Here is a 12,765-nt window from a genome sequence, read left to right as displayed (position 1 = left end):
TCCCGGCCCGCTCATCGGCGCAGCGCCCGGCGCAAGCCTCCGAACCGGGCGTCGGACAACGCGATCCGCGCGGCGCTGCGCCCACTCGACCCGGACACTCCGCCGCCCGGGTGGGTGGACGCGCCGGTCAGGTACAGCCCCTTCGCGCCGGGCACCCGGTGTCCCGACAGTTCCGGCAGGGGCCGCCACATGAACATCTGGTCCAGCGACATCTCGACGTGCATCACGTTGCCACCGATCAACCCCATCTCGGACTCGAGGTCCGCGGGGGTCTGCACCAGCCGGTGGCGCACCGAGTCCGTGAATCCCGGTGCCAGCCGCTCGATCTCGGCGACGATCCGGTCACCCTCGGATTCGGCGAGGTCCGCCCAGTCGCGTCCGCCGGTGAGTGAGTAGGGATGCCACTGCGACCACAACGTCGCCTGATGCTCGCCCGCGGGGGTCAGGCTCGGGTCGATCCCGCTGAAACTCATCGCGAGGACCGCGGGGACGGGCGGCAGCTCGCCCGCCAGCGCCGCGCCGTGCGCGAGCCTCAGCTGCGCGCGATCGGAGACCAGTAGCTGAAGCCCGGAGGTGACGGTCTCGCCCGCCGGGGCGCTGGGATAGCAGGGGAGCGAATCGGTTCCGAGGCGGACCACCATGCCGATCCCCGGCCCGACCCGGATCCGGCGGCGCCACCCGTCCAGTTGCGTCCGGTCGTGGCCGCCGCGCTCGAGCAGGTCGAGGGTGTTCAGGATGTGGCAGCCGGCCACCACCGTCCTGGCCTGGACCTCGTGGCCATGGGCGGTGCGTACCGTCCAGCCCTTCGGCGTGCGGCGCAGCTCGGTCACCGCGTCGCCGAGTCGCACCGATCCACCGTCCGCGGCCAGTCGCGACGCCAGGGCCCGGGTGAGGGCGCCGCTGCCGCCGACCGCCCGGCCCGGCGGCAGGGTGTGCATCAGTGCCGCGAACCCGACCATCGGGGCGGTGCCTGGCTCGGACATCGGTGGACCCGACTGCGCGCCGAACCAGGCAAGAGCCGCCTTGAGGCGCTCGCTGTCGAAGTAGTTGTCCAGCAAGCTGTCCCCGGAGGCGAGGAACTCCCGTGAGAACGCCGCGGCGCCAGCGCCCCGATCCAGGGTGCCGAACGAGCGGGCCAGCCTCCCACCGGTCGGCGGCCCGGCGAACGCCCGCATCACGCCCGCGGTGCGCGGACCCCAGGTGTCGACGAACTCTCGGTATGCCCTCGCGTCGGCGGCCCCGCAGGACTCGGCGATGGAGGCGCAGGTCCGTTCGAGGCTGCGGTGGAAGACGATGCCCGGCCTGCCGGACTCGGGCGGCGCGGGCGCGAATGCCCAAGGGTCGCAGTCGAGATAACGCAGTCCGTGCGAGGCGAGGTCGAGGTCCTCGATGATGCCGGTGTGCCGGATCATGATGTGCGCGGACGAACCGCGGTCCACCTGATGGCCGGGGAACCGTTCGACGGTGGACACCGCGCCGCCCACCACGGTGTCGCGCTCGAGCACCTCGACCGACCAGCCGGACCGGGCGAGGTAGCACGCCGACACCAGCGCATTGTGTCCGGATCCCACCACCACCGCGTCGATCATCTGTCCAGGCTATCGGCTGGGGGAGTGCGCGTTCTCGGTCCCTTCGGCGGCGAGCGGCAGCAGGCGCCCCAACACCGCGAACGGCCTGTTGTCCCCGGTGAAGGTGAAATGCCGCACCACATCGGTGAATCCGAGCCTGCGATAGAGACGCCAGGCGCGGTTGTCCTCGTCGTCGACTTCGGGGGTGGACAGCAGTACGTGACTCTCCTGCCGGTCTTCGAGGAGCCTGCGGAGCAACGCCTCGCCGGTGCGGTGTCCCTGTGCGGCACGTGCCACATGGAGTTCGGTCAGCTCGAAGTAGTCGCCGAGGACCTCATGGATCCGCCGTTCGTCGGCGCCGGAACGGTGCATCCCCTCGCGCACCTGCTGGTGCCACCACTGGTGCGGGGCGCCCCGGTAGCCGTAGGCGATGCCGACCATGGTGCCCTCGCCCGAGCCGGGATCGTCGGCGTCGTCGGGGAGGACCGCGGCGACCGCGTGCCAGCCGGGTCGATGGGTGTGTTCGGTCCACATCGGGGCCCGGTGGAACTCGGTCCCCTTCGGGTAGTCCATGGCCTCGACGTAGATGGCAAGCGCCTCGGCCATCCGGCGCCGTAGTTCCTGCGCGGACAGCTCGACCAGCAGCGGTGTCGTGTTGATACCGACCGGACTCACCCTCTCTCTTGACGACGTGTCGGTGGGGGCAGCTATATTGAATATGTCGAACGAATGTTCGATGTCGGCAATCCGGCGAAGCGCGAGGGAAGCGGGCTTCGCCGGATTCCGACCCTAAGGCCTGACCGGTCGTACCGGCGGGTGGCGTGGTTGCGCAGGAGGTGTTCGGAAGATGGCAAGTCAGGCAGTTCAGGCAGCGGCGGCCCTCCGGGTGGGGGCTCCGGCGTCATCGGCACGACACACGGTGTCGCGGGTGGAGGCCCCGGTGTCGCGCCGCGCGCGGGCGCTGCTCGATCGCGCGGACTCGCTGCTGGCCGAGGCGGCGGGTGCGCGGGACGCGTCCGAACGGTTCCGCTCCGCGTACCTCGCCGCGCTCCGCGGTGCCGGGGCCGCGCTCGGGGGTGAGCAACGGCCACGCACCGGATCGCGTAGCGCCTGGGTGCTGCTCGCGCGCGCGGAACCGTCACTCGCGGGGTGGTCGGAGTTCTTCGCCGGGTACTCGGCCACCCGCGCGGCCATCGAGGCCGGCATCTCGCGCACGATCACGCTCGGCGAGGCCGATGATTTCCACCGTGAGGTCTCTCGATTCCTCACCGCGGTCGAGGATCATCTCGGTGGCGACAAACACCTCGATGGCGCGCCGCACACCTTGGTGGGGAGGTCTGCCTAGCAGGGGATCTGCGGTGCCAGCGAAATAAGTTGGCATCTCGTCGATGGACTAGGTGGTACGTCGCCACGTGTACTCGTATCATTGACGACAGGTAGCCGCCAACGTCGGAAACCCGCCGCTTCGTACCAACGGATCGGTCGCCACCTTTAGTGCCGGGGGAGGTACCGTGCCACTCTCCGAGCACGAGCAGCGGATGCTCGATCAGATCGAGAGCGCGCTTTACGCCGAAGATCCGAAATTTGCTTCCTCCGTGAGGGGAGGCCGTATGCGTGCGGCTTCGAGCAAGCGTCGACTTCAGGCTGGAGCTCTCTTCTTTCTCGGACTCGTCCTCTTGGTCGCGGGCGTCGCGCTCCCGTTCAAGCCGGGCGGTTTCCCGATCATCAGCCTGCTCGGTTTCGTAGTGATGTTTGGAGCCGGGGTTCTGTTCCTCATGCGGGGATCGAAGAAGGGCCTCTCGGCAGTGCCTGACGAGCCCGGCAGGCCCACGAAGGGGTCGGTCGCAGGCAAGCGCGCTGACGGCCGCAAGGGCGGCAGCAGTGGGGGATTCTCCTCGCGTATGGAAGACCGGTTCAAGCGGAGATTCGAACAGGAGTAGCCGAAACGCCGTCGCGGAGGCAAGAGTCCAGGCGGCAGGCAACAGCGGAGCGGCGTGACACCCAGGTGTCACGCCGCTTTTGCGTTGGCTGTCGATGGTGTCGCCACGGATCCCCACCTTCCCCCACATTCCTCCCCGGGCCGGTCGAGCTCGGTGTGGATGTCTCGCCGCATCCGTCTGACCTGGGATTTCAGTATGAGGTGGTGGCGTACCTCGCTGTGACGCCCCGGCAGTGGGGAAGATCGCACAGTTTTTCCCCACATCGCACCACCGCTGTGAACTGGTCTTTTGATGCAGATTGCGGGCGTGGAACCCTAAATTGGCATTGAAAGTGGAGGAAAGTGGGGTAACGTGGTGCGCAGCGGAACGTGCAGACGGACCGCAAGGGCCTAGGACGTTCGAATCGGACGCAGGGTGGAGGTGTCGAGATGTTTCTCGGTACCTACACGCCGAAGCTCGACGACAAGGGGCGGCTGACGTTGCCCGCGAAGTTTCGAGATGCACTGGCGGGAGGGTTGATGGTCACGAAAGGGCAGGACCACAGCCTCGCGGTGTATCCCCGAGAAGAGTTTGCCGCTCTCGCACGCCGAGCCGCCGCAGCATCACGCAGCAATCCCGAGGCCCGCGCCTTTGTGCGCGGCCTGGCGGCAGGCACCGACGAGCAGCATCCCGACGCCCAGGGACGGATCACCCTCTCCGCCGACCACCGCCGTTACGCGGGGTTGTCGAAGGAGTGTGTGGTGATCGGATCGGTCGATTTCCTCGAGATCTGGGACGCGCAGGCGTGGCAGAGCTACCTCGAGGAGCACGAAGAGAGCTACTCACAAGCCAGAGCCGAGTCACTGGGCGAGATCTTCTAGCCCAGCCAGAGCCGTACGGCGAGTGCCGCGAGGCCTCTGCCCGAACGCCGACCCTGACGCACTTCCCCAGCGCCAGGTTCGGTCAATCGGACAGGGACCTCGAGGCATTCGCCACTCTTCCCCCTTCGCGATCGGAAATTCCCGAAGCACTCAAGACCCGGAGGCAGCAATGGTGGACGATGAGGCAAACGGCCCCGCCTCCACCGGCGAGTTCGGGCACGTCCCGGTACTGCTCGGTCGCGCGGACGAACTGCTCGGCCCGGCGCTGACGGCGGTTTCGCCGGACGCCGCGGGCGCGGTGATGATCGACGCGACACTCGGCCTCGGCGGCCACTCCGAACACTTCCTGCGGACCTACCCGGGTCTGCACCTGATCGGACTCGATCGCGATCCCAACGCTCTCGAGATCGCCGGCAAGCGGCTGGCGCCGTTCGGTGACCGAGTCACGTTGGTGCACACCAGGTATGACGGAATCGTCCCAGCGCTCGAGCAGGCGGGACTGCCGCCGGTGGAGTCGGTGCACGCAATCCTCTTCGACCTCGGTGTCTCGTCGATGCAGCTGGACGAGGCCGAGCGAGGCTTCGCCTACTCGGTGGACGCGCCGCTCGACATGCGGATGGACCCCACCAAGGGATTGACCGCGGCCGACGTGCTCAACACCTACAGCCATGGCGATCTCGCCAGGGTGCTCAGTACATACGGCGAGGAGCGCTTCGCCGGCCGGATCGCATCAGAGATATTGCGCCGCAGGCAGATCGAGCCGTTTACCACCAGTGCGCAGTTGGTCGAGGTGCTGTACGCCTCGATTCCCGCGGCCACGCGGCGCACCGGTGGCCACCCCGCGAAGCGGACCTTCCAGGCTCTTCGGGTGGAAGTCAACGGAGAGCTCGATTCGCTACGCGCGGCGATCCCGGCTGCGCTCGATGCACTGGCGATCGGCGGGCGCGTGGTCTTCATGTCCTACCAGTCGCTGGAGGACCGAATCGTCAAGCAGGAACTGACACCCCGCACCAAGTCCCGCAGTCCGGAGGGGCTCCCGATGGAGCTGCCGGGCATGGGTGCGGAGTTCGCATTGCTCACCCGTGGGGCGGAACGGGCGAGCGAGCAGGAGATAGAGGAAAACCCGCGGTCGGCCCCGGTCCGATTGCGTAGTGCCGAACGGATTTCCAGGAGGGTGACGGCATGACAGTTCCCGTGAGGCCGGGCGGTTCTCGATCCACTGATGCCGGTGTCGTCAGGCCAAGGGGGCGCGGTCGCGCCGCGGTGGCCGCGGGCAAGCGTTCCACCGCCGCGCAGCGCGCATACGAGCGTCGGCAGCAGCGTGCCGCGATCCAGCCCGTCGGAGAGGCGGCGGACCGTCGCCGCGGCCACTTCACGGCGCGAATCCCGTTCGTCGCCACCATCATCGGCATGTTGTCCGTGGGGCTGGCGCTGACCCTGGTGCTGACCACCCGGGCCGCGGAGGACTCCTATGAGCTCAGTGCGGCCAAGGCACACAACCAGGACCTGATGGAGCAGCGCTCCGCGCTCGAGCGCGACGTCCGGGAGGGCAACTCCGCTCCGGAGCTGGCCCGCAAGGCGACCGAGCTCGGCATGATCCCCGCGAAGGACGTCGCCCGGCTCGTCGTGAACCCGGACGGCACGGTGGACATCGTCGGCAAGCCGACCCCGGCGCAGGGTGCGCCTGCGGCGCCGCTGAACCCCCAGCCGCCCGCTCAGTCGAGCGCGGCGCCGCGGACCGGCAACACCGCGGCCCCGGTGCCGACCACCCGGCCGGCAGCCCCGACAACGACCGCGCCCCGTCCCGGCGCGCCGTTGGCGGCCAATCAGCCGCAGCTGCAGGCACAGGGTGAACAATTGGTACCCATGAGCAGGCCCACCCCGGACACCGGACAGGCAGGTAACGCGGGCGGTCGCGGGTGACCCGAGGTACCGCGCCCGCACCCGCACCGCGTCGTGCGCCGGTTCGACGCGGTGCCCGCCAGGACGACACCTCCTCGTTCCGGTTCCGGTACAGGACGGGCCGCGTCACCATGTTCATCGCGCTCGGGGTCGCCTCGGTGCAGCTGCTCTGGATCCAGGGCATCGAGGCTCCCAAGCTCTCGGCCGAGGCCGCGAATCAGCGGTCGGTCACCGTGATCGACCCTGCGACCAGGGGCTCGATCACCGATCGCCGTGGCAACCCCATCTCCTTCACGATGGAGGCGAAGGCGCTGACCTTCCAGCCGACCAAGGTGCGCAAGGAGCTCGAGGCCGCGCGCGCGAAGAGTGAGAAGGCGCCGACGGTCGACGAGCGGCTCGAGGCCATCGCCAAGGGCGTCAACGCCAAGCTCGGTGACTCGGCGCCGAAGAAGGACGTGCTCGCCCAGCTCAAGAGCAACGAGACCTTCGTCTACCTGGCCCGCAGTGTCGACCCGGCCGTGGCCGCGAAGCTCAGCGAGGACTTCCCGGAGATCGGCCTCGAGCGCCAGGACATCCGTGAGTACCCCGGTGGCTCGCTCGCCGCGAACCTGGTGGGGGCGACCGGTTGGGACGGTCACGGTCTGCTCGGGCTGGAGGATTCGCTCGACTCCACCCTCGCGGGCACCGACGGCTCCCAGACCTACGACCAGGGCTCGGACGGCGCCGTCATCCCCGGCAGCTGGCGCGACAAGCAGCCGGCGGTCGACGGCTCGACCGTGGAGCTCACCATCGACTCGGATCTCCAGTATTACGTGCAGCAGCAGGTGCAGCAGGCCAAGAACCTCTCCGGCGCGAAGAACGCCTCCGCGGTGGTCCTCGACGCGCACACCGGCGAGGTGCTCGCGATGTCGAATGACAACACCTTCAACCCGTCGCTTGGGCTCGGCAACAGCGGCAAGGCCGAGCTGGGCAACCTGCCGGTGAGCACGCCGTTCGAACCCGGTTCGGTGAACAAGATCGTCACCGCGGCCGCGGCGATCGAGTACGGGCTCACCAAACCCGATGAGGTGCTCCAGGTTCCGGGCTCGATCCAGATGTCCGGCGTGTCGGTGAAGGACGCCTGGTCGCACGGCGTCGCGCCGTACACCTCGACCGGAGTCTTCGGGAAGTCCTCCAACGTCGGCACGCTGATGCTCGCGCAGCGAGTGGGGGAGGACCGCTTCGCGGACATGCTGACCCGCTTCGGACTCGGGCAGCGCACCGACGTCGGTCTGCCGGGCGAGAGCGCGGGCGACGTCCCCAGCCGCGACCAGTGGTCGGGCGGCACCTTCGCCAACCTGCCCATCGGTCAGGGCCTGTCGATGACGCTGCTGCAGATGACAGGCATGTACCAGGCGATGGCGAACGACGGGGTCCGGATCCCGCCACGGGTCGTCCGCGCGACGATCGACGCGGACGGGAACCGGTCCGAGACCGAGCGCCCGGAGGGCATCCAGGTGGTCAGCGCGCAGACCGCGACGACGGTGCGGGACATGTTCCGTTCGGTCACCCAGCGCGATCCCATGGGATACCAGCAGGGCACCGGCGCACCCGCGGCTGTCGAGGGCTACCAGATCAGCGGCAAGACCGGCACCGCGCAGCAGGTGGATCCCGCCTGCAAGTGCTACTCGAACTCGAATTATTGGATTACCTTCGCGGGGATCGCCCCGTCGGACAACCCGCGGTTTGTGGTCGGCATCATGCTCGACGCCCCTGTCCGCAGCGCCGACGGTTCGGGTGGCCAGTCCGCTGCGCCGCTGTTCCACAACATCGCCTCCTGGATGCTGCAGCGGGACCGGGTCCCGCTGTCCGCCGATCCCGGACGACAATTGGTGCTCCAGGCCGACTGACTGTCGGCGAGCGGGCCGCGGGGCCGACCACACCGCGTTGTCGACGGCGAAGTCGATGACCGAGTCCAGTCTGTGACAGTTCGCCGGTAACCTGACACGTCGGCCAGCAGCCCAGCCACCGATCCGAACCCGAGAGGAGCCACCTGCCCGTGCAAGGGACGAACACTCCGCAGCACTCGACGGGAGAGGTGGCAGGCCCCGCAGGCTCCGTGCCTGGCGACCTGCGCCCCGAACACCCACCGCAGACGCCGGTGACCGCGCTGGCCGAGCTGATCGGCGCGCGGGTCCAATGGGTCGCAGGAACCGCTGCGACCGCTGCGACCGCGGAGTCCGCGGGCGACGCCCCCATCTCCGTGACGGGGGTCGAGCTACGCGCCCAGAGCATCGAGCCGGGTGACCTGTTCGCCGCACTGCCCGGAGCCCGTGCGCACGGAGCCGAGTTCGCCGCGTCCGCCCTCGAACGAGGTGCGGTCGCCGTGCTGACCGATCCCGCGGGCATGGCCACGCTGGCGGCGCTCGCCCCGGCGACCGCGCTGCCGGTGCTGGTGCACCCGGATCCGAGATCGGTCCTCGGTGAGGTCTCGGCCACCGTCTACGGGCGGCCCGCGGATCGGTTGCAGGTCATCGGGATCACCGGCACCTCGGGCAAGACGACCACCGCGTACCTGGTCGAGGCCGGTCTGACCGCGTCCGGTCGCAGGGCCGGGCTGGTCGGGACCATCGAGACCCGGATCGAGGGGCGCCGCGTGCCGAGTGCCCTGACCACCCCCGAGGCGCCGCAGCTGCACGCGCTCTTCGCGGTGATGCTCGAGCGCGGGCTCGACACCGTGGTGATGGAGGTCTCGAGCCACGCGCTCTCGCTCGGCCGGGTGGACGGAACCGACTTCGCGATCGGCGCGTTCACCAACCTCTCCCAGGATCACCTGGACTTCCACGACGGACTCGACGACTATTTCGCGGCCAAGTCCAGGCTGTTCGCCAGGGACTCCACCGTTCGGGCCCGCCGCGCCGTGGTGTGCGTCGACGACGAGTGGGGCAGCCGGATGGCGGAGATCGCCGCGGCGGCGGTGCCGCCAGAATCCACGGCGGCGGTGCTGCCAGAATCCGCGGCGGCGGTGCTGCCAGAATCCGCGGCGGCGGTGCTGCCAGAATCCGCGGCGGCGGTGCTGCCAGAATCCGCGGCGGCGGTGCCGCCAGAATCCGCAGCCGAGGCGCCACCGACGACTGTCTCGATCACCACCGGCGGAGCGGACTGGACCGCCTCCGAGGTCGTCGCGGCCGAGGACGGTTCGCAGCGGTTCATCGCGCACGGACCCACCGGGTCGCTGCCGGTCGCGCTGCGCCTGCCCGGCCACTACAACGTGGCCAACGCGTTGCTGGCCCTTGCGACACTGGCCGCGGCAGGCGTCGACCCGGAGCGGGCCGCCGCGGGCATCGGGTCGGTTGACGTGCCGGGTCGGGTGCAACGGGTCGACCGCGGACAGGATTTCCTGGCGGTCGTCGACTACGCGCACAAGCCGGCCGCGCTGGAGGCGGTCATCGCGACACTGCGCGGACAGTCGGCGGGCCGGCTGGCCGTGGTGGTCGGAGCAGGCGGCGACCGCGACCAGGGCAAGAGGCCGATGATGGGCGAGGTGAGCGCCAGGGGAGCAGACCTGGTGATCATCACGGACGACAACCCGCGCAGCGAGGACCCGGCCGCGATCCGCGCGGCGGTCCGCGAGGGCGCGCTCGGCGTGCCCGAGGCGGCGCGCGCGGAGGTCCGCGAGTTCGCGGACCGAGCGGAGGCCATCGCCGACGCCGTCCGCTGGGCCGAGCCGGGGGACATGGTCCTCGTCGCGGGCAAGGGACACGAGATCGGACAGGAGATCAACGGGGTGAAGCACCCATTCGACGACCGCGAGGTCCTCGCCGCTGCGATAGACGCGGTCGGCCGTAGCGACGAAGGGCAGGTCCGATGATCCCGATGAGCCTGGCCCGGATCGCCGAGATCGTCGGCGGCACGCTGCACGATGTGCCCGATCCCGACACCATGGTGACCGGCACCGTGGAGTTCGACTCCCGCAAGGTCACTGCCGGGGGACTGTTCCTCGCGCTGCCCGGCGCCCGTGTGGACGGGCACGACCATGCGGCCGCGGCCGTCGCCTCCGGGGCGGTGGCGGTGCTCGCCGCCCGCCCGGTCGGCGTGCCCGCGATCGTGGTGGCTCCGTTGCCGCCCGCGCAGACCAACGCGATGGCCCTCGAACACGACACCGACGGCTCCGGGGCAGCGGTGCTCGAGGCACTGGCCGCCCTGGCCAGGACGAGCACCGATGACCTGGCGGCGCGAGGCCTGACGGTTGTCGGGGTCACCGGGTCGTCGGGCAAGACCTCGACCAAGGATCTGCTGGCGGCGGTGCTCACCCCGCTCGGTTCGGTGGTCGCACCGCCCGGATCGTTCAACAACGAGCTCGGGCATCCCTGGACGGCGCTGCGCGCAGATGCGGACACCGACTTCCTGGTCCTCGAGCTCTCCGCGCGGGGCACCGGTCACGTGGCCGCGCTGGCGGAGACGGTCCCGCCGCGGATCGGTGTCATCCTCAACGTCGGCACCGCGCACCTCGGTGAGTTCGGTTCCCGCGACGCGATCGCGCAGGCCAAGGGCGAGCTCGCCGAGGCGCTGCCCGCGGCGGAGGACGGCGGGGTCGCGGTGCTCAACGCCGACGACCCGCTCGTCGTGGCGATGGCGGAGCGGACCCGCGCCCGGGTGGTGCTGGTCGGTCAGTCCGAGCGTGCGGACGTGCGGGCCGTGGACGTGCACCTCGATGCGGAGGCCCGCCCCTCCTTCACATTGGAGTGCCGCTACCCGGTGGGTTCCGCCCACGAGGGCGACGTCGCGACGGTACAGATCCAGCTCGGCGTGCACGGTGAGCACCAGATCGGCAACGCGCTGGCCGCGGCCGCGGTGGCACTGGAATGCGGAGCCACCGTCGCCCAGATCGCCACGGCACTCGGCGCCGCGACGGCCGCGTCGGTACGCCGGATGGACGTGCGGCACCGAGCCGACGGCGTCACGGTGATCAACGATTCGTACAACGCCAACCCCGATTCGATGCGCGCGGCGCTCAAGGCCCTGGTGTCGATGGGACGTTCGGGTGAGGGCGCGCCGCGCCGTACCTGGGCAGTGCTCGGGGAAATGGCCGAACTCGGACCAGAATCAGTGATCGAGCACGACGCCATCGGGCGGCTGGCCGTACGACTGGACGTCAGCAGGCTGATCGTGGTCGGCACCGGCAGGCCGTCCCGCGCGATGCACCAGGGCGCGGTCATGGAGGGTTCATGGGGCGAGGAGTCGATCGTGGTCCCCGACCAGGCGGCCGCGCTCGCCGTGCTCGAGGCGGAACTGGCAGGCGATGACATCGTCTTGGTCAAGGCCTCACAGTCGGTCGGATTGTGGGCGGTGGCGGACACACTGCTGGAGGGCCCGCAGGGCGAGCAGCGGACTAACACGGAGGAAGACCAGTGAGACAGATCCTCTTCGCGGGAGGTATCGCGCTCGCCGTGGCGATCCTGCTCACCCCCGTCCTGATCAAGGCGTTCTCGCGCCAGGGCTTCGGTCAGGAGATCCGGGTCGAGGGTCCGGCCAGCCATCAGTCCAAGCGCGGCACCCCCACCATGGGCGGCGTCGCGATCATCGCCGGCCTGTGGGCCGGCTACTGGGGCTCGCACCTGATCGGGATCGGCTACGACGCGGACGGCCCGAGCGCCTCCGCGCTCCTGGTCCTCGGATTGACGACCATGCTCGGCGGTGTCGGCTTCCTCGACGACTTCATCAAGATCCGCAAGCAGCGCAACCTCGGGCTGAACAAGACCGCGAAGCTGGTCGGTCAGCTGATCGCGGCTGTCCTGTTCGGAATCCTGGCGCTGCAGTTCCCCGGCGCGACCGGCCTGACACCGGGCAGCACGAACCTGTCCTATGTCCGAGACATCGCCACGGTGTCGATGGGCTCGGTGGTGTTCATCCTGTTCTGCTACCTGCTGGTCAGCGCCTGGTCGAACGCCGTGAACCTGACCGACGGGCTCGACGGTCTCGCGGCAGGCTCGATGACCCTGGTGCTCGGCGCCTACACGATCATCACCTTCTGGCAGTACCGCAACTCGTGCGAGCGCGATCCGGTCACGGGCTGCTACGACGTCCGCGACCCGCTGGACCTGGCGCTGATCTGTGCCGCGGCGGCAGGCGCGTGCATCGGCTTCCTGTGGTGGAACGCGGCGCCCGCGAAGATCTTCATGGGCGACACCGGCTCGCTCGCCCTCGGTGGCCTGCTCGCCGGGCTGTCCATCGTCACCCGCACCGAGCTGCTGATGGTGGTCGTCGGAGCGCTGTTCGTCGCCGAGGCGACCTCGGTGGTCGTGCAGGTCGCGGTGTTCCGATCGAGCAGGCGGCGGGTGTTCCGGATGGCGCCGTTCCATCATCACTTCGAGTTGGCCGGGTGGGCGGAAACCACGGTGATCATCAGATTCTGGTTGCTCGCCGCGATCGCCTCGGCCATCGGACTCGCGCTGTTCTACAGCGAGTACCTCGCCGACATCGGAGGCTGAGCTTGTCACTCCACAGCGCCGCAGT

Annotated in this window: 11 protein-coding genes; 9 read left to right on the top strand and 2 right to left on the bottom strand. The window is 69.6% G+C overall.

Going from position 1 to position 12,765, the window contains the following annotated elements; genetic code table 11:
• Positions 1 to 11: 11 nt before the first annotated feature.
• Both C8K38_RS14970 and C8K38_RS14965 read right to left on the bottom strand, forming a co-directional pair.
• Positions 12 to 1,589: a phytoene desaturase family protein gene (locus C8K38_RS14970; protein WP_097212169.1), complete on the bottom strand. Its 1,578-nt coding sequence runs from the start codon at positions 1,587 to 1,589 to the stop codon at positions 12 to 14.
• A gap of 9 nt (positions 1,590 to 1,598) precedes the next feature.
• A complete protein-coding gene (locus C8K38_RS14965) occupies positions 1,599 to 2,243 on the bottom strand; it encodes a GNAT family N-acetyltransferase (protein WP_097212170.1) in 645 nt (214 codons plus the stop codon).
• A 172-nt stretch (positions 2,244 to 2,415) separates the two neighbouring features.
• Between C8K38_RS14965 and C8K38_RS14960 the strand changes: the two genes are divergently transcribed.
• From C8K38_RS14960 to mraY, 9 genes are all read left to right on the top strand, one after another.
• Positions 2,416 to 2,913, top strand: coding sequence for an SAV_6107 family HEPN domain-containing protein (locus C8K38_RS14960; RefSeq protein ID WP_179800572.1), 498 nt, complete (start codon positions 2,416 to 2,418; stop codon positions 2,911 to 2,913).
• 166 nt (positions 2,914 to 3,079) lie between these two features.
• A complete protein-coding gene (locus C8K38_RS14955; protein WP_097212171.1) occupies positions 3,080 to 3,508 on the top strand; it encodes a DUF3040 domain-containing protein in 429 nt (142 codons plus the stop codon).
• A gap of 428 nt (positions 3,509 to 3,936) precedes the next feature.
• Positions 3,937 to 4,368, top strand: coding sequence for a division/cell wall cluster transcriptional repressor MraZ (gene mraZ, locus C8K38_RS14950; protein WP_027502251.1), 432 nt, complete (start codon positions 3,937 to 3,939; stop codon positions 4,366 to 4,368).
• Between the two features lie 169 nt (positions 4,369 to 4,537).
• The gene (rsmH, locus tag C8K38_RS14945) at positions 4,538 to 5,554 is read left to right on the top strand and encodes a 16S rRNA (cytosine(1402)-N(4))-methyltransferase RsmH (RefSeq protein WP_097212172.1); all 1,017 of its coding nucleotides are present in this window, start codon (positions 4,538 to 4,540) and stop codon (positions 5,552 to 5,554) included.
• The gene (locus tag C8K38_RS14940) at positions 5,551 to 6,291 is read left to right on the top strand and encodes a hypothetical protein (protein ID WP_257017495.1); all 741 of its coding nucleotides are present in this window, start codon (positions 5,551 to 5,553) and stop codon (positions 6,289 to 6,291) included. The genes rsmH and C8K38_RS14940 overlap by 4 nt, the downstream gene beginning before the upstream one ends.
• Entirely contained in the window at positions 6,288 to 8,159 is a 1,872-nt protein-coding gene (locus tag C8K38_RS14935; protein WP_257017496.1) for a peptidoglycan D,D-transpeptidase FtsI family protein, read from the top strand. The genes C8K38_RS14940 and C8K38_RS14935 overlap by 4 nt, the downstream gene beginning before the upstream one ends.
• A gap of 149 nt (positions 8,160 to 8,308) precedes the next feature.
• Positions 8,309 to 10,120 carry a Mur ligase family protein gene (gene murE, locus C8K38_RS14930; protein ID WP_375124836.1) on the top strand — a complete coding sequence of 604 codons (1,812 nt, stop codon included), beginning with the start codon at positions 8,309 to 8,311 and terminating at the stop codon, positions 10,118 to 10,120.
• On the top strand, positions 10,117 to 11,664 hold the full coding sequence (locus C8K38_RS14925) for a UDP-N-acetylmuramoyl-tripeptide--D-alanyl-D-alanine ligase (protein WP_097212176.1): 1,548 nt from the start codon (positions 10,117 to 10,119) through the stop codon (positions 11,662 to 11,664). Before murE ends, C8K38_RS14925 begins: the two co-directional genes overlap by 4 nt.
• A complete protein-coding gene (mraY, locus tag C8K38_RS14920) occupies positions 11,661 to 12,740 on the top strand; it encodes a phospho-N-acetylmuramoyl-pentapeptide-transferase (RefSeq protein ID WP_097212177.1) in 1,080 nt (359 codons plus the stop codon). The genes C8K38_RS14925 and mraY overlap by 4 nt, the downstream gene beginning before the upstream one ends.
• Positions 12,741 to 12,765: the final 25 nt, after the last annotated feature.

Source organism: Rhodococcus sp. OK611 (genome assembly GCF_003050885.1).
GTDB classification, from domain to species: domain Bacteria; phylum Actinomycetota; class Actinomycetes; order Mycobacteriales; family Mycobacteriaceae; genus Rhodococcus_G; species Rhodococcus_G oryzae.
Note: the sequence above shows the minus strand (reverse complement) of the source record. Positions and strands in the feature narration are given on the sequence as shown.

Excerpts from the sequence above, each read along its gene's own strand:
- C8K38_RS14970 (WP_097212169.1), bottom strand. The coding sequence starts at position 1,589 with ATGATCGACGCGGTGGTGGTGGGATCCGGACACAATGCGCTGGTGTCG.
- C8K38_RS14960 (WP_179800572.1), top strand. The coding sequence starts at position 2,416 with ATGGCAAGTCAGGCAGTTCAGGCAGCGGCGGCCCTCCGGGTGGGGGCT.
- mraZ (WP_027502251.1), top strand. The coding sequence starts at position 3,937 with ATGTTTCTCGGTACCTACACGCCGAAGCTCGACGACAAGGGGCGGCTG.
- rsmH (WP_097212172.1), top strand. The coding sequence starts at position 4,538 with ATGGTGGACGATGAGGCAAACGGCCCCGCCTCCACCGGCGAGTTCGGG.
- C8K38_RS14940 (WP_257017495.1), top strand. The coding sequence starts at position 5,551 with ATGACAGTTCCCGTGAGGCCGGGCGGTTCTCGATCCACTGATGCCGGT.
- C8K38_RS14925 (WP_097212176.1), top strand. The coding sequence starts at position 10,117 with ATGATCCCGATGAGCCTGGCCCGGATCGCCGAGATCGTCGGCGGCACG.